Here is a 16,202-nt window from a genome sequence, read left to right on the forward strand (position 1 = left end):
GGACTGGACAGTTGGCAGCGTCACACGTTGGTAGACACGGGGTCAACAAGTCGTGCGCGAGGGATTGACGACCTTGCTGACAAGCAGTCTTATAAGAGGTGACCGCTGGTAACCCGACCGCCGAGGTGCACCGAGCCATGACGACCGTGACGCAGCGAGCCGCGCTGAGGGACGCCCTCGGCCTCCTCAAGGACCGCGAACAGATCGCCGAGCGCCTGCTCGAATCCTCCGCCAAGCACTCCTTCGACCCCGACAAGGAACTCGACTGGGAGGCCCCGCCCGTCGACGGCAAGTACTACTGGCCGCCCGAGCTGCTCTCCCTCTACGACACCCCGCTGTGGAAGAAGATGGGGGAGGAGCAGCGCATCGAACTCTCCCGCCACGAAGCCGCCGCACTCGCCTCGCTCGGCATCTGGTTCGAGATCATCCTCATGCAGCTCCTCGTCCGGCACATCTACGACAAGCCGCTGACCAGCAACCACGTCCGCTACGCCCTCACCGAGATCGCCGACGAGTGCCGCCACTCGATGATGTTCGCCCGCATGATCCAGACGGGCGGCGCGCCCGCCTACCCCGTCTCCCGCGCCAACCACAACCTCGCCCGGATCCTGAAGACCGTCTCCACCACCCCCGGCTCCTTCGCCTGCACCCTCCTCGGTGAGGAGATCCTCGACTGGATGCAGCGCCTGACCTTCCCCGACGAGCGCATCCAGCCCCTCGTCCGCGGCGTGACCCGCATCCACGTCGTCGAGGAGGCCCGGCACGTCCGCTACGCCCGCGAGGAACTGCGCCGCCAGATGCTGACCGCCCCCCGCTGGGAGCGCGAACTCACCCGGATCAGCTGCGGCGAGGCCGCCCGCGTCTTCTCCCTGGCCTTCGTCAACCCGGCCGTCTACGACAACGTCGGCCTCGACCGGCGGGAGGCCGTCGCCCAGGTCAAAGCCAGCGGCCACCGCCGTGAGGTCATGCAGACCGGCGCCAAGCGGCTCACCGACTTCCTCGACGACATCGGCGTCCTGCGCGGAGCCGGCCGACGCCTCTGGAAGAGTTCCGGCCTCCTCGCGTAAGCCCCCCGCGCGCCGCACCGTACGTCTACGCTGCGGACATGACCGTACGCACCGTACGTGCCTACCGCCGGCTGAGCGTCGAGGAGCGGCGGGCCCAACTCCTCGACGCGGCCCTGTCGCTGTTCGCGCACCGGGCCCCGGAGGAGATCTCCCTCGACGAGGTCGCGGAGGCCGCGGGCGTCTCGCGGCCGCTGGTCTACCGCTACTTCCCCGGCGGCAAGCAGCAGCTGTACGAGGCCGCGCTGCGCTCGGCGGCCGACGTCCTCCAACTCTGCTTCGCCGAACCCCAGGCCGGACCGCTCACCGGACGGCTCTCCCGCGTCCTCGACCGCTACCTGGCCTTCGTCGACGAACACGACGCCGGCTTCGCCGCCCTGCTCCAGGGCGGCAGCGTCGTGGAGACCTCCCGCACCACCGCCACGGTGGACGGCATCCGCCGCGCGGCCGCCGGACAGATCCTCCTCCACCTCGACGTCCCTGCTCCCGGGCCCGGACCCCGGCTGAGGATGATGGTCCGCACCTGGATCACGGCGGTCGAGGCGGCCTCCCTGATCTGGCTGGACGAGGGCAAGCAGCCCGAGGCCGCCACGCTCCGCGACTGGCTGGTCGACCAGTTCATCGCCCTCCTGACCGCCACCGCCGCCACGGACCCCGAAACGGCCGCCGCCGCCCGTGCCGCCCTGGCCCTGGAGCGCCCGGACGGCCCGGCGGGCGTCCTCGCACGGCGCGTGATCCCGGTGGTCTCCGAGGCGGCCCACCTGCTGTGACACTGGTGGGGTGAAAAGCGAACCGACCCCCTTCGAGGGCGGCCCGATGGACGGCCGGGTCCTCCCGATCCTCCTCGGCCCGACGGGCCACCCCCCGAAGTGGTACGAGATCCCCGTCCCGGCGGCGGACGGCGGCCCCCCGACGGTCCTGCTGTACGAACGGGTCCCGTCGGGCTACACGAAGCGGCTGGGCCTCCAGAAGGGCTGGAAGTACGAGTACCGCCCGACGGGCGAAAAACCGAAACTCGGCCTCCCCTGGCGCAGACGCCCCCGCCGGGGGGCGTGACGCCGGGCGGGGAGCGGTCCACCCCCCGCCCCGCACCCGGGGAGGCGGGTAACCGAACACAGGACCCGCCGCCGGGCGGGACTACGGGGCGTCCCCCGGCAGCCTCAGCACCGCGAGGGCTCCGCCGTCGGGCGCCGTGTGGAACTCCAGGCGGGCGCCGATCGCCTCCGCCTGGCCCGCCGCGATGGTCAGGCCCAGCCCGTGGCCCTTGCCGCCGCTGCGGAACCGCTGCGGGCCGCCGTCCAGCAGGTAGTCGGGGTAGCCGTCCCCGTGGTCCCGTACCGACACCACCGGGCCGTCCACCGTCAGCAGCACCGGCCCGCGCCCGTGCTTGTGCGCGTTCGCGACCAGGTTGCCCAGGACCCGCTCCAGCCGCCGCCGGTCCGTCTCCACGTGGGCGTCGCGGACGACCACCACCTCCGTGTCCGTCCCCGAGGCCCGGACCACCCTCCGCGCCAGCCGCGCCAGCTGGTGCAGGTCGGTGTCCACGCGTTCGTTCCCGGAGTCCAGCCGCGAGATCTCCAGCAGGTCCTCGGTCAGCTGCCGCATCGTGCGCACCCGCTCCCGCACCAGCTCCGTCGGCCGGCCCTCCGGCAGCAGTTCCGACGCCGCCTGCAGGCCGGTCAGCGGGGTGCGGAGCTCGTGCGCGACGTCGGCCGTGAACCGCTGCTCGCTCTGCAGCTTGCGCTGCAGGGTCCCCGCCATCGTGTCCAGCGCGCCCGCCACCGTCGACACCTCGTCCGGGTGCCGTGAGGGGTCCTCCGCGCGCGGGTCCTCGACCCGCGCGTCCAGGTCCCCCCGGGCGATCCGCCGGGCGACCGTCGCGGTCTGGTGCAGCCGCCGCGTCACCCGCGTCACCGCGAAGGCGCCGACCAGCAGCGTCCCGCCGATGGCCAGCACCGACGAGCCGATGATCGCGTTGTCCAGCCCCCTGATGGTGCGGGCGCTCTGCCCGTAGTCGACGGACGTGGCCAGCGCCCGCCCGTCGGCCGGCGCCGCCGCCCACATCACCGGCCGGCCCCGCCGGTCCTCGGCCACGACCGTCCCGCGCTCCCCGCCCACCGCCAGCGCCCGCAGCGACGGCGGCAGCCCCTGGGGGTCGATCCCCGACTCGGGCGGCAGGGCCTCGCCGGCCTCGTACGCGAGGGAGACGTCGTGCAGCTTGCCCAGGGCCTTGTCACGGGCCGTGGCGACGGTCTGCCGGGTCACCTCGACGTGCACGAGCACGCCCAGCACCGCGGCCAGCGAGCAGCACATCCCCACGATGAAGCACACGGACTTCCAGGTCAGCGTGGCCGTCCAGGCGGGCAGCAGCCGTCTCACGGCGCACCCGGCGCAGGCACCGCGGCCCTGACCCCGGCCGTCCCCGCGGCCCCGGCCGCGCCCACGGCACCCGCGGGCACCCGGACGATCTCCTCCCGCGCCGGCAGCATGGTCCGCTGCTTCGCGTCCCACGACCACGCGGTGATCAGCTCGTACCCCGGGTTGCCGCTCGGCACCCGCAGGATCACGTCCTGCCCGGCCAGCTCCACGCTGATCACGGTCTGCGTCGTCGCCATGATCCGGTTGAGGCGCCCGTCGGCGTCCGCCGTGTACACGCGTACGGACATCATCCGGTCGGGGAACTCGATCCCGACCACCACCTCGTCCTTGCCGTTCCCCGTCAGGTCCCGGTAGTACGGCGCCCGCACCGGACACGCCCCGGGCGCCTGGCCCTCCCGCCCGCACGCCCGGATCGCGGCGGCGGTCTCCGGGGGCATCCCGTCCGGGCCGACGGTGATGTCCGGGTGCGCGCGCAGCTCCGCCTGCACGAGGGCCACCGGATCGACGGAGTGCACGTCCTGGCCGACGACCGGGGCCAGGCCCGGCACGTACTCCGGCGGCGCGCCCCCGGGATCGGCGGGCGGCACGTCCGCGCCCTTGCGCTCCGGCCACAGGTGGACCGGCCCGATCGCCGTGGGGGTGGGCCCCGCCGAGGTCAGCCCGCCGGTGTTCCCGCAGCCCGCGGCCAGCGGCAGCACGGCCGCCAGGACCAGGAGGGCCAGCGGGGCCGCACCCGCGCGCGAGCCGGCACGGGCAGGGGAGGAAGGCGTGCGCACGGCGCGGGCCCTCCTCTCCGGGCGTGGATCGGGCAGTCGTCGTCAGGGAACCGGTCCCGACCACCTTATGCGGAGATAAGCCCGTTTTCGGATTTCCGGTGACCGGGGGAGCGCTCCCCGCACGGTCAGCCGTCGGTACGGCCCCGCCGCAGCATCGCGAAGCCCAGCCCGGCCGCGCCCACGGCCGCGATCCCGCCGCCCGCCGCGAGCAGCAGCACCCCGCCGCCCGGACCGTCGGCCAGGGTGTTGAGCCGCAGCGCCTCGGCGGTGCCGGCGGTGCGGTGCGTCTCGGCGACGGCCGGCACGACCTGCCCGGCGCCCCGGCGGGTCGCCGTCTTGTGGCCGTCGCCGGCCACCGCGTGCGAGCCGTCGCGCGGGAGGGTGTCGTCGACCCAGGAGGAGAGCCGCCCGTCCGGCCGCAGCGCGGCGTGCAGCTCGCCCGCCCCGCCCGTGCCGGTGCTTCCGTCACGGCTGGTCAGCGTCGCCACCGTGGCGCCGGCGCGCAGGATCTCCGCCTGGTACGCGTCCTTGGCGAGCCGGTACACCTTCGCGGTCGACTGCCCGTCCGCGAGGGACAGGCTGCTGACCAGGGTCCGCTGGGCGCCGGCGGCGGACGCGGCCGGAACCCCGTCGGCGAGCGCGGCGGCGGTGGGCAGCGCCAGCAGGGCCGCGGCGCATGCGGTCACGGCGGTGGCGCGAACGATGGTGCGGCGGCTGACGGTGTCCACGGGGGTCCATTCGGTACGGGTGGTGCGGGCAGGTACGGCACCAACGTAGGGGCGGGCTGTTGCGGTACAGCGCTGGCCTTGTAACAGAAAGGCAGCAGCGAGCCGACGGAGCTGTTACATGTTCGAGGGATTGCCGAGGGCGGCGGCGCCTGCTCACATGGACGGCGGGGGTGAGGCCGATGTCCGGACTCAAGGTGCTTCCGAGCGGCCGGCCCGGCCGCGGCCGGCTCTACGTCAACCGGCCCGACGGCCTGGCGGTGGCCTGGTACGACCGGCGGACCAACCGGATCAGCGTCCTCTCGGACGACCAGCGCGAAGCCGTACTGGCCGCGCTGCGCCCGTACTTGAGCGGCGACTGGACCATCGGCCCGCCCCCCGTCCCCACCGCCGCCGAACTGCGCCGCCTGCACCTGGCGCCGGACCGGGACCTCGCCCCCAACCGCCCCGGCGAGGCGCTCCTCGGCGAACTGGCGTACGGGGCACAGGCCGGCGGCCGGGCCCGGCACCGCATGCGGCGGCAACTGGCGGCGTCCCTGCGCACGGGTGCGGAGCTCGACCTGCTGGAGGCCGAGGACTGGCGGGTGGTCCACGACGTCCCGCTGCCGGGTCTCGGACTGCTGGACCACCTGCTCGTCGGACCGCCGGGCGTCTTCGCCCTGCGCACGGTCCCGGGCCGCCGCCAGCGGGCCCAAGTGGGCGACCTGCTCCTGACGGTGGGGCGCGCGGCCCCCACTCCCGACCCCCGCTGGATCCGGCGCGCGGCGGCCCGGGCCTCCCGCGCCCTGGCCTGCCCGGTCACCCCGGCCCTGTCCCTCACGGACGCCTCCCGGGTGGAAGTGGCCCCCACCCTCAGGGACGTCCTGATCCTTCAGCCCCCGACCCTGACGACCGCCCTCGGCACCATCCCCCCGACCCTCAAACCCCCGGACGTGGAAACCCTGTTCACCGCGGCGCGCACCACCTCGACCTGGCTCCCGGACCGCTGAGGGCGTCCGGCCCCCGCCCGCGCCCCCGCCCGAGCCCGCGCCCGAGCCCGCACCCGAGCCCGAGCCCGAGCCCGCACCCGCACCCGAGCCCGCGCCCCCACCCGCACCCGCGCCCCCACCCGCGCCCGAGCCCGAGCCCGAGCCCGAGCCCGAGCCCGAGCCCGAGCCCGAGCCCGAGCCCGAGCCCGCGCCCGCGCCTCCACCCGAGCCCGCGCCCGCACCCGCGCCCCCACCCCACCCCTCAGGCGGAACTCCGCTTCCGCGGCGCCGCCTTCTTCGCCGCCCCGCCCGCCGCCGCCGTCTTCTTCGCAGCCGCCGAAGCCGTGGATTTCGTACCCGAAGTCGCCTTCTTCCCCGTCGACTTGGCGGCCGCCGCCTTCGAAGTCGACTTCGCGGCGGCCGATTTCTTCGCCGCCGCCCCGCGAGCCCCCGCCGCGGTCGACTTCTTCCCGCCCACCGCCTTGGGCGCGGCCGCAGCAGCCGTCGCCTTCCGCCGGATGGGCGTGACCTCCGCCTCCCCGCCTTCCGCGCCGGCCCCGCCCCGCGAGGCCCGCGCCGCCCGCACGCTGTTCTCCAGCGCGGCCATCAGGTCGATGACCTGCCCGCCGGCCGGCTCCACCACCGCCTCCGACGGCTCGAACGCGCCTCCCGACTTCGCCGCGATCATCGCCTCCACGGCCTCCCGGTAGTCGTCGTGCAGGGAGTCGATCTCCACCTCCCCCAACGTCGCCATCAGCGCGTCCGCCAGATCCAGTTCGGCCTCCCGCACCGAGACCGACGCCTCCGGCGCCACGCCCTCCGGCGCCCGGATCTCGTCCGGCCACAGCAGTCCGTGCATGGCGATCACGTCGTCCACGACCCGCAGCATCCCCAGCCGTTCCCGCCCCCGCAGCGCGAACTTCGCGATGGCCACCTTCCGGCTCCGCTTCAGCGCCTCCCGCAGCAGGGTGTACGGCTTCGCCGCCGTGGCCCCGTTCGCCGCGAGGTAGTAGGCGGAATCCATCTGCAGCGGATCGATCTGATCGGCCGGTACGAACGAGACGATCTCGATCGTCTTCGCCGTGGCGATCGGCAGCTGCGCCAGGTCCTCGTCCGTGATCGGCACGATCGACCCGTCCGCCTCCTCGTACCCCTTGCCGATCTCGTCCGAGGACACCTCCTCCCCGTCCAGCTCGCACACCTTGCGGTAGCGGACGCGTCCGCCGTCCGTCACGTGGATCTGGCGGAAGGAGATGGAGTGGCTCTCGGTGGCGTTCACGAGCTTGATCGGGATGCTGACCAGGCCGAAGGAGATCGCCCCGTTCCAAATGGATCGCACGGTTCCTCCAGATTCGCCTGATTCGTGGCAATCTCATCGTATGACGCCGATCACATCGGTGGAGGGGCGTCGCATCGCCCTCAGCAACCTGGACAAGGTCCTGTACCCGCGGACCGGCTTCACGAAGGGCGAGGTGCTGCACTACTACGCCACCGTCGCGCCTGCCCTCCTCGCGCACGTCCATGACCGCCCGGTCTCCTTCCTTCGCTATCCGGACGGCCCCGACGGCCAGCTGTTCTTCACCAAGAACCCGCCGCCCGGCACCCCCGCCTGGGTGAAGACCGCCCCGGTGCCCCGCTCCGAGGACCCCAGGGCCGAACAGGTGCTCGTATCCGACCTGCCGTCCCTCATCTGGGCCGCCAACCTGGTCGTCGAGTTCCACGTCCACCAGTGGCCCGCCGCCACCCCCGCCGTCGCCGACCGCATCGTCCTCGACCTGGACCCCGGCCCGCCCGCGACCGTCGTCGAGTGCTGCGCCGTCGCCCTCTGGCTGCGCGACCGCCTCGCCGCCGACGGGCTGCACGCGTACGCCAAGACCTCCGGCTCCAAGGGCCTGCACCTGTCCGTCCCCGTCGAGCCGACCCCGTCCGCCCGGGTGTCCGCCTACGCCAAGCACCTCGCGCAGGAGGCCGAGGCGGCCCTCCCCGACCTGGTCGTGCACCGCATGACCAAGGCGCTGCGCCCCGGCAAGGTCTTCGTCGACCACAGCCAGAACGCCGCCGCCAAGACCACCGCCGCCCCCTACACCCTGCGCGCCCGCGCCCTGCCGACGGCCTCGACCCCCGTCACCTGGACGGAGCTCCGGTCCTGCCGGGACCCCGCCGACCTGGTGTTCCTCGCCGACGACGTGCCGCCCCGCCTCGCCCGCGACGGCGACCTCCTGGCCCCCCTCCTCGACCCCGCCCGGGCCGCCCCCCTGCCCGGCGCCCGCCGATGACCCCGCCCCCCGTCCGAGTGGCCCTGGCCGCCTCCGTACGCAGCCTCCCGCGCGGCCCGGGACTGGCCTACGAGCCGAAGTTCGACGGCCACCGCATGGTCGTCCTGCGCACGGCCGAGGGCGTCGTCCTCCAGGCCCGCTCCGGCCGCACCGTGACCGCCGCGTTCCCCGATCTCGCGGAGGCCGCCCGGCGGTTGCCGGCCGGAACCGTCCTGGACGGGGAGGTGGTCGTCTGGCACGCCGGCCGGACGGACTTCGCCCTGGTCCAGCGCAGGGCCGCCGCCACCCCGGCCCGCGCCGCCGCCCTGGCGCGCACCCTCCCCGCCTCGTACGCGGCCTTCGACGTGCTGGAGCTGTCCGGTCTCGACGTGCGCGCCCGACCCTACGAACGCCGCCGCGCCCTGCTGGTCGACCTCCTCGCCCCCCTCGGCCCGCCCCTCCAGCCGGTGCCGATGACCACCGACCCGGAACTGGCCGAGACCTGGTACGAGACCCTGCCCGCGAGCGGCATCGAGGGGCTGGTCGTCAAACGCCTGGACCAGCCCTACCCCTCCGGCCGCCGCGCCTGGCGCAAGCTCCGCCACACCGACGTCCGGGACGCGGCGGTGATCGGCTACACCGGCACGGCGCGCCGCCCGCTCGCCCTGGTCCTGCTCCTCCCGGGGGAGGACGAGGAGACCCCCCTGGTGTCGAGCCCCCTGCCGGCCGCCCTCCGCGCCGACCTCGCGGCGGCCCTGCGTACCGCCCCGCCACCGCCCCCGCCCCCGCGGCTGCCGACGGCCACGGCGATCGGCCTGGGCGAGACCCCTTACACCCCCCTGGACCCGCCCCTCACGGCCGAGGTCCGCCACGCCTCGACCCGCCACCCCCCGCCCGAAGTGCTCCGGCTCCGGACGGACCTCTGACCCGCGCCGCCGACGGCGCGGGTCAGAGGGGGAGGCTTCCGTGGACTCCGGAGGGCGGCGGCTAGGCGTGCGCCCCGCGTCCCGCGTCCGGCGGTGCCCCGGGCTGCGGGTGCGGGCCGGGCCCGCTCACGGGCTTGTACCCGGACTCCCGCTCGGCCCGTACCTCGTCGGGGTGCGCGGAGGTCGTGGACCCGAAGTTCCCGTACCCCTGCATCTCGTGCGGCCTCAGGCCGCCCTCGGGGATCTCCACGTGGTCCCGTTCCTCCCGGACCTCGTGGACGGCACCCCCTTCGGGCAGGTGCGGCTGGCTCTCGGGGGTGGGCGGCGGCGGCTCCTTGGCGCGCACCCGCTGCCCCAGCTTGAACCCGGCGAGCAGGAACCCGACGATGACGATTCCGACGATGAAGAACCACGCGCTACGGGAGAGAGTCGCGTCCACGCTCAGGATCATGTCCATGAGTCTCATTTTCCCGTTTTCGCACCATTTTCACGCGCCCGGCCCAAAGAATCATGAACGGCGCACGGCCGTCACCGCAGCGGCCCGTCGGAATCCCGCAGCCCCCGGGCGTCCCTCCCCCCGAGCACCCCGAGGATCTCCGCGCAGATCGCCAGCGCGGTCTCGGCCGGGGTCTTCGCCCCCAGGTCCAGCCCGATCGGCCCGTGCACCCGCGCCAGCTCGGCCTCGGCCACCCCGTCGGCGAGCAGTCCCTCCCGCCGCCGCGCGGTGGTCCGCCGCGACCCCAGCGCACCCACGTACGGGATCCCCAGCGCCAGCGCGTTCCGCAGCGTCGGCACGTCGAAGTCCGGGTCGTGACTGAGCAGCACCAGACAGGCGGCGTCCCGGTGCCGGTCCAGCACCTTCTCCGCCTCGCCGGCGCTCTCGACCGTCACCGACTCCCACCCCAGCAGCGCCGCCTGCGCCCCGATCACCTCGGCCAGCTCCCCGCCGCCGCCGACCACCAGGTACGGAGCCGACGGATACGCCTCCACGAGCACCAGCCCGGACCCCCCGTACAGCGCGTCCCGCCCCGGCCGGCGCGTCCCGAGCAGCTCCCCGGCCCGCCGCGCGGCGTCGTCGGCGGGCACGCCCCCGGCCCGCACGACCTCGCTCACCGCGGCGTCCGCCCCCTCGTTCAGCCGCGTCACGAGCGCCACCCCGGCCCCCGTCCCGAGCAGCTCCCACCACTCGGCGGGGATCGCGGCCAGCGGCTGCAACAGCACCTCGGCCTGCCCGCCACAGGTCAGCTTCGCCTCGGTGGCCTCCCCGGCCCCGACCGACACCTCGCACACCCGCGCCCCGCCCCCGGCCCCCATGGCCCCGGCCTCGGCCACCAGCTCGGCGTCGAACACCCCGCGGTACAGCGCCCCGACACACTCGCCCCGCGCGTCCACGAGCACGGCCCCGGCAGGGTCCCGCGGCCCGAACCCCTGCTCGGTCACCGGCCGCGCCAGGAAGGCCACCCGCCCCTCGGCCACCCACTGCCGCGCGGTCTCCGCCAGCTCACGCATCTCGTCGCCCCATCCTCTATGCGCCATCACACCGCAAAGCACCAGGTCAACGGCACAAAGCGGCCTCAAATCAACCCTACGCACCCCCCGTCCCCCCACCACCCCCCGAACACACAGACCCTGCCCCCACCCCCTCGTACGGTCCACCGGACCGACAGGCGGGAGGATACGCACGGTGACGGATCCGGCGCTGGAACGTCACGATCCGTACTGGCAACAGGAAACCTCGGCGATGACGCCCGTAAACCCGGACCGCATGCCACACTCACCACTGAATCGATCTCCAAGAACTTCACGACTTCGGGGAGTTGAGCTTCATGGGCACCTCGCCCGAATGGGGACCGGAACTGCGCCGATTACGGCATCGGGCCGGATACACCCTTACGGAATTGGCCTTGGGGGTGAACTACACCAAGGGTTATCTCAGCAAGGTCGAGCTGGGTAAGGTCCGGCCCTCACCAGAACTCGTCCAGCGGGTCGACAGGTTTCTCAGGGCAGACGGTGCCCTGCGCAGACTGGCCGAACCCGTGTCACCCGAAACCGAGGAGAAAACAGCCCGCCGTAGCGCCCAGGAAGCGGACGAGCGACGGTCCGAGCTCGACCGGCGGGCATTCCTCGACGCGATCCGCGCATCGCGGGAAGGAGTGCTTCCGGGCCGCGTCCCCAAGCGCCCGGGCGCCACCCCGGCTCCGGCCGGCACCGCCTTGCCGGACTCGCTGGCCACTCAGCTCGACCAGTCCCGCCGGCTCGGCCAGTGCACCGACCCGGCAGTCCTCCTGCCCCTGCTGGAAGCCCAGACACGGGCGGTCGTCGCGCTCGTATCCAAGAGCGATCCCCACAATCGGCCGCCACTCCTGCTCCTGGCCTCCCGCTTCGCGGAGTTCACCGGATGGATGGCGCAGGAGGCGGGCAGCAGCCGCGCGGCCCTCGCCTGGACCGCGGACGCCGTCCTGCTGGCCCAGGCAGGCGGGGACCCGCACCTTGCCTCGTACGCCCTGGTGCGGCGCGCACTCGTCACCTTCTACGACGGCGACGCGGCCGCCACGACGGGTCTCGCCGCCCAGGCCCGGTCCGACAGGCGCCTGCCGCCCCGGATCAGGGGCCTTGCCGCCCAGCGCGAGGCCCAGGGGCACGCCCTCGCCGGTGACGAACTCGCCTGCATGCGCGCCCTCGAACTGGCACGCCGGAGCTTCGCCGCAGCCGCCGGGGACGCGGACCCCAGTGCGGGACCCGTCATCGGTACCACCAACCTGGCCGATCCCTCGGCCATGGTCACCGGCTGGTGCCTGTACGACCTCGGCAGTCCCCGCGAAGCCGCCCAGGTGCTGGACCGGGAATTCCTCGGCATCCCACCGCACGCACTGCGGACGCGTACGAGATACGGATTCCGTCGGGCCCTCGCGCATGCGGCCGCGGGTGATCTCGAGTATTCCTGCGCCCTGGCTCGGGAACTCCTCGACGTCAACACCGCCGTACCCTCTGCCACCGTGCGGACCGATATCCGCCGCCTCGCCGGTGAACTCGGCCGCTATCGCACCCATCGTGCCGTACGCGATCTGCAGCCCGCATTCGCCTGGGCCCTCAGGCCCGCCCGAATCTGATACGGGCCCACCCACCGGCAACCCGGTTTGGCCGGGCCGCCATCACCAGTCATCGCATTCATGAGCCAGGAGGGGAATCAGCCATGCCCGAAATCTTCGTCAATTACCGCACCGGCGACGAGGAAGCCACCGCCACCGTCATCGAACGCGAGCTCTCCGCCCGTTTCGGCGACGAGCAGGTCTTCCGCGCTGGCAAGTCCATCCGCCCCGGCCGGGCCTTCCCCCAGGAACTCCTCACGGCCGTGCGCCGCTGCAGCGTCCTGCTCGTGGTGATCGGGCCGCGCTGGGCGGAGTACACCGACAAGGACGGACGCCGGGCGCTCGAGGACCCCGAGGACTGGACCCGGCGCGAAATCCTGGAGGCCCTGGACACCGGCGCCCACGTCATCCCCGTCCTCGTGGGCCGTACGACCCGGCTCGACCGGACGGCGCTGCCCCGGGAGCTGGAGGAGCTCGCCGATCACCAGTACCGCCGACTCGACCACCGCAACGCCGAGGCCGACCTGAGGCGGCTCGGCGACGACCTGGCCGACCTGGTTCCGCAGCTCGCCGACGCCGACCGGTCGCCGCAGCAGCGGGACGGTGGATCCGCGCGGGACGACACCGGCTCCGTCCGTATGAAGGCCCGGGACGTACGCGGCGGCATCGGCAACCTGCACGGCGGCCTCGGGACCTTCGTCAACGAGCCGCGCGGACCCGTGAACACCGGCTCGGGCGCCCAGTACAACGCCCCGACGTTCTCCGGCGACGGCATGGGGGTGAACTACGTGGCGGGCGACAACTCCGGCGACATGCGTCAGCACAGCGAGCGCGCCGACCACCGCAAGGACGGCGAGTGATGCCGGGGGACTTCAGCAGCTCCTTCTTCGGCGCCACGGGCCCGGTCAACCAAGGGCCCGGCCCGCAGTACAACGTGTGGGTCACGTCGACCGGCAAGGCCCGTGACCGCCTCCACATCGGCTGGGAACGACGTGCGGATCTGTGCAAGCGGTTCATCCGCCCGGGCAACTACGGGGAAGCGGCCCGCCGGCTCGAAGTCCCCGGCGCTGTCGTCCTGCTCCAGGGTCCGGCCGGCAGCGGCCGTAGCGCGGCCGCAATCATGCTCCTCCACGAGGCTCCTGCCCCAGGGGCTGGGGAGGAGGGGCGGTTCGAGGAGTTGACGGCGGACCCGTCAGCGGACCCGTCGGAGCGCGGGCTGCTGGACGCCGACCCCCGGGACCGGTTCCTCCTCGATCTCTCCGGAACCTCCTACGAGGACTTTCCCGAAGTCCAGAAGATCCTCGCCCTCCACCGCGGAGTCGTGGAGCGGGCCAAGGCGCGGCTGGTCGTCGTACTTCCGGCCTGCGCGGACCCCCTTCTGGACCCGCAGCTCGCCCCTCTCGTCGTGCTGCTGCGCCGGCCCCGCCCCCTCGCCGTGGTGCGCCGAGCCTTGCGCGTCGCCGGCGTCCCCTGCGAGGTGGAGCAGCTGAGGACTCCGGCACTGGCAGGCTTTTTCGCCAACGCCCCGATGAGCGAGCTCGTACGGTTCTGCGCCATGGTCCTGCGTGCCCGCGACAGCGGCCACCACGACGGTGGGTTCGACACCTGGCGCGAAGAGGCACGCCGGGCTGTCAACGACCGAACGGCCGAGGCGGCGAAGCAGGTTGCCAGGCTGACGGCCGTAGAGGACCGTGCCCTCCTGCTGACCGCCGCCATGCTGCACGGAGCGCCGGCGGACGCTGTCTTCCACAGCCGTAACCTCCTGCTGCGCGCACTCGGACACGGAGATGCCGCCGCGCACGGCCTGGCGCAGCGCGATTTTCTCGACCAGCTGACGACGCTCGGCGTCCTCCGGAACGAGGCCGGCCGGATCTCCTTCGCGAAGCTGGCCTACGACGCCGCGATCCGCAGGCACTTCTGGCTCCACTTCCCCGACCTTCGAGACGCACTGAGCTCCTGGGTCGACGGGACGATCAGGCGCGACGGGCTCACGTCGGACGATCGCACCGACCTCGTCATCCGCTTCACCGAACAGGTCCTCGGAGTGGGCCGCCCCGGCGATCTCCTGGAGAAGGCCGAGCGCTGGGCCGGAACCGGTCCTCCGCGCGCCCGTTACGCGGAGGCGGCGACCGCCTTGGCTCTGGGGTTGCGTGACGAACGGCAGAGCTCGCTCATCCGACGGCAGATCTGGGACTGGTCCAAGTCGCCGGAACTCGCCCCGGGACTCTTCCGCGTGCTGACCGATGTCTGCCGGGACGTGCTCGCCCGTACACACCCTCATCAGGCGGTAGTCCGGCTGCACCACCTGGCGCTGCAACGGAACGGGGAGTACGCCCGCACCGCGCTGTTCGACCTGGTCGCAGGAGACCCGAGGCTGCGACGCTTCCTGATCAACCGGCTCACCACACACGCCGGACCCCGGTCCCTGGGCAACCTCGGACTGCTGCGCGCCCTGATCCCGCAGGCCGCGCTGCCATCCGACCTTCCCTGGCAGGAACTGGCCCACGTATGGCGCGCGGCCATGTTCCAGAGCGCACCGGAGGCCTGGGGCCCGCTCGTGCAGAGCTGGCTGGACGCCGTCTCGCTCATGCTCCCCGCCCGCAGGGACCCCGCGCTCGACGTGCTGGTCCGGGCGGCTGCCGGCAGCGGCGATCACACCAATCGGCTCTACGCGATCACCTGCACCTGGGAGGCGGGCCGCCCGGAGCGGGAGTCCATCGCGACCTGGCTCTGGGAGCGGATCGACAGGACCCTCGACCTCGCTGCGGCCGGTTCCGGAGGTGGCTGGTGAGCACCTACCTGACCTGGATCTTCCTGGCGGCCGCGCTCGCTGCGGCGCTCGGACTGATCTCCATGAAGCGGGCGGAAAGGGTCCGCCGACGGGCCGCTGACCGGGCCCGCTACGAGGAGGCCGCCGCTCGGGCGGACGCCGGGCCCGAGCGTCCGGCCGAAGCACCGTTCCAGGAGACCCATCTGGACCGGGTGGCCCTGCGCAGTGCCCTCCCCGACTACGACTTCCTCTTCTCGGCATCCGTCTGGTGGCGCCCCGCCACGACCGCGGGCGACGCGCCGACACACGGCAGCCTGTCCGGTCTGGCCGCGGCCACTGTTCTCAGAAGGGCGCAGGAACTGACCCTGCACGAGCCCCCGGACCGCTATGGATCCGTTCAGTACCGCCTGGAGGAGCAACTCGGCTCCCATGCCCTTGACGACTCGGCGACGCTGGTCGTCATGGTCACGGACGTCACCCTCACCCTCGCCGCCGAGGACGGCGAGCGGCTGCGGAAGCTCGCGGGACTGCGCAAGGAGGAGGGCACCTGGGAGCAGGAACGCCAGTACGAGCGGAGCAAGCGCAAGTATCTCGCCGACGAGATCCTGAAGACCCCGGGCAGCGCGGCGGTGTGGTGGCTGGCGCGCCACGAGGACGACGTGGAGGGCACCGTCAACCTCCTGGGTCCCTTGGCCCAGCTCTCGGCGGCGTCGAACGACACGGAGGTGGCGGAGCTGTTCCGGCACCTGGTGGAGGGGCCTTCCGATGCCGGCTCCGCCCCCTGGGACGACGACAGCCTGCCCCGGGACCACCCTCAGGACCTGCCGCTGTCCACGGTCGACTGTGTGGCGAGGCTTCTGGACGCGGCCGGCCTGGAGGATCCCTCGCCCGAGCGCTGGACGCTGCTGCACCGCATCATCCGCGGGTTGGAAGGAGCCGGCCGTCGGGGGGAGGCCGAGGAGGTACGTTCGCACCTTTGGCCGGACCAGACCCCGGAGGAGTCCGCGCCCGAAGATCCCGCCGACGAACCACCGGCGGCTGGTTCCGAGCCCCCGCACTGGGAACCCGACCCCGCGAGTTCCTAGCCGCATCGGCGTACGGCACGGGTCTCCCACCCATTCCCGGCCGATGGCGGGTGGACGTATGGGGGCGAAATTCGCCCCCTGCGTCGCGTCCTGCCCCACCCGTACTCGCCCGCCCCACCCGTCCTGGCCGGTTCGCGCCCTTTGCACGGGCCGCCTGACTGTCGA

Annotated in this window: 16 protein-coding genes; 10 read left to right on the forward strand and 6 right to left on the reverse strand. The window is 73.4% G+C overall.

All coding sequences use genetic code 11. The annotated features are described in order from the left end of the window. Positions 1-137 precede the first annotated feature (137 nt). The 3 genes from ACFVXK_RS02925 to ACFVXK_RS02935 are packed head-to-tail and all read left to right on the forward strand — an operon-like array spanning position 138 to position 2,120. Positions 138-1,067, forward strand: coding sequence for a diiron oxygenase (locus tag ACFVXK_RS02925; protein WP_389609783.1), 930 nt, complete (start codon positions 138-140; stop codon positions 1,065-1,067). Positions 1,068-1,105: 38 nt separating this feature from the next. After that, the gene (locus tag ACFVXK_RS02930) at positions 1,106-1,834 is read left to right on the forward strand and encodes a TetR/AcrR family transcriptional regulator (RefSeq protein WP_389609785.1); all 729 of its coding nucleotides are present in this window, start codon (positions 1,106-1,108) and stop codon (positions 1,832-1,834) included. A gap of 10 nt (positions 1,835-1,844) precedes the next feature. After that, a complete protein-coding gene (locus ACFVXK_RS02935; RefSeq protein WP_389609787.1) occupies positions 1,845-2,120 on the forward strand; it encodes a hypothetical protein in 276 nt (91 codons plus the stop codon). Between the two features lie 81 nt (positions 2,121-2,201). Here ACFVXK_RS02935 and ACFVXK_RS02940 read toward each other — a convergent pair whose 3' ends face one another. The 3 genes from ACFVXK_RS02940 to ACFVXK_RS02950 all read right to left on the reverse strand — a co-directional run bounded on the left by ACFVXK_RS02940 (position 2,202) and on the right by ACFVXK_RS02950 (position 4,947). Further along, complete coding sequence (locus ACFVXK_RS02940; protein ID WP_389609789.1) at positions 2,202-3,443, reverse strand: histidine kinase dimerization/phospho-acceptor domain-containing protein; 1,242 nt, start codon at positions 3,441-3,443, stop codon at positions 2,202-2,204. Next, on the reverse strand, positions 3,440-4,219 hold the full coding sequence (locus ACFVXK_RS02945) for a hypothetical protein (RefSeq protein WP_389609791.1): 780 nt from the start codon (positions 4,217-4,219) through the stop codon (positions 3,440-3,442). Before ACFVXK_RS02945 ends, ACFVXK_RS02940 begins: the two co-directional genes overlap by 4 nt. Positions 4,220-4,344: 125 nt before the next feature. Continuing rightward, positions 4,345-4,947 carry a hypothetical protein gene (locus ACFVXK_RS02950; protein WP_389609793.1) on the reverse strand — a complete coding sequence of 201 codons (603 nt, stop codon included), beginning with the start codon at positions 4,945-4,947 and terminating at the stop codon, positions 4,345-4,347. Between the two features lie 179 nt (positions 4,948-5,126). Between ACFVXK_RS02950 and ACFVXK_RS02955 the strand changes: the two genes are divergently transcribed. Further along, complete coding sequence (locus ACFVXK_RS02955) at positions 5,127-5,933, forward strand: nuclease-related domain-containing protein (protein ID WP_389609795.1); 807 nt, start codon at positions 5,127-5,129, stop codon at positions 5,931-5,933. 241 nt (positions 5,934-6,174) lie between these two features. On the opposite strand, the gene ACFVXK_RS02960 is transcribed toward ACFVXK_RS02955, so the two are convergent. Further along, a complete protein-coding gene (locus ACFVXK_RS02960) occupies positions 6,175-7,251 on the reverse strand; it encodes a Ku protein (RefSeq protein WP_389609796.1) in 1,077 nt (358 codons plus the stop codon). A gap of 40 nt (positions 7,252-7,291) precedes the next feature. Between ACFVXK_RS02960 and ligD the strand changes: the two genes are divergently transcribed. Together ligD and ACFVXK_RS02970 are read left to right on the forward strand one after the other, a co-directional pair. Further along, the gene (gene ligD, locus ACFVXK_RS02965) at positions 7,292-8,188 is read left to right on the forward strand and encodes a non-homologous end-joining DNA ligase (RefSeq protein WP_389609797.1); all 897 of its coding nucleotides are present in this window, start codon (positions 7,292-7,294) and stop codon (positions 8,186-8,188) included. Further along, positions 8,185-9,093 (forward strand): ATP-dependent DNA ligase, encoded by a 909-nt coding sequence (locus tag ACFVXK_RS02970; protein WP_389609798.1) that lies wholly within the window; start codon positions 8,185-8,187, stop codon positions 9,091-9,093. The genes ligD and ACFVXK_RS02970 overlap by 4 nt, the downstream gene beginning before the upstream one ends. 61 nt (positions 9,094-9,154) lie before the next feature. Here the strand turns inward: ACFVXK_RS02970 and ACFVXK_RS02975 are convergent, their stop codons facing one another. After that, on the reverse strand, positions 9,155-9,550 hold the full coding sequence (locus ACFVXK_RS02975) for a DUF6479 family protein (RefSeq protein WP_389609799.1): 396 nt from the start codon (positions 9,548-9,550) through the stop codon (positions 9,155-9,157). Between the two features lie 71 nt (positions 9,551-9,621). Further along, complete coding sequence (locus ACFVXK_RS02980) at positions 9,622-10,602, reverse strand: XdhC family protein (RefSeq protein WP_389609800.1); 981 nt, start codon at positions 10,600-10,602, stop codon at positions 9,622-9,624. 317 nt (positions 10,603-10,919) lie between these two features. Between ACFVXK_RS02980 and ACFVXK_RS02985 the strand changes: the two genes are divergently transcribed. From ACFVXK_RS02985 to ACFVXK_RS03000, 4 genes are all read left to right on the forward strand, one after another. Further along, positions 10,920-12,203 (forward strand): helix-turn-helix domain-containing protein, encoded by a 1,284-nt coding sequence (locus ACFVXK_RS02985; RefSeq protein ID WP_389609801.1) that lies wholly within the window; start codon positions 10,920-10,922, stop codon positions 12,201-12,203. An 83-nt stretch (positions 12,204-12,286) separates the two neighbouring features. After that, complete coding sequence (locus tag ACFVXK_RS02990; protein WP_389609802.1) at positions 12,287-13,042, forward strand: TIR domain-containing protein; 756 nt, start codon at positions 12,287-12,289, stop codon at positions 13,040-13,042. Then, entirely contained in the window at positions 13,042-14,973 is a 1,932-nt protein-coding gene (locus ACFVXK_RS02995) for a hypothetical protein (RefSeq protein WP_389609803.1), read from the forward strand. The genes ACFVXK_RS02990 and ACFVXK_RS02995 overlap by 1 nt, the downstream gene beginning before the upstream one ends. Then, a complete protein-coding gene (locus ACFVXK_RS03000; RefSeq protein WP_389609804.1) occupies positions 14,970-16,037 on the forward strand; it encodes a hypothetical protein in 1,068 nt (355 codons plus the stop codon). Before ACFVXK_RS02995 ends, ACFVXK_RS03000 begins: the two co-directional genes overlap by 4 nt. The last annotated feature ends 165 nt before the right edge of the window (positions 16,038-16,202 follow it).

Source organism: Streptomyces sp. NPDC058157, from assembly GCF_042884105.1.
Taxonomy (GTDB): domain Bacteria; phylum Actinomycetota; class Actinomycetes; order Streptomycetales; family Streptomycetaceae; genus Streptomyces.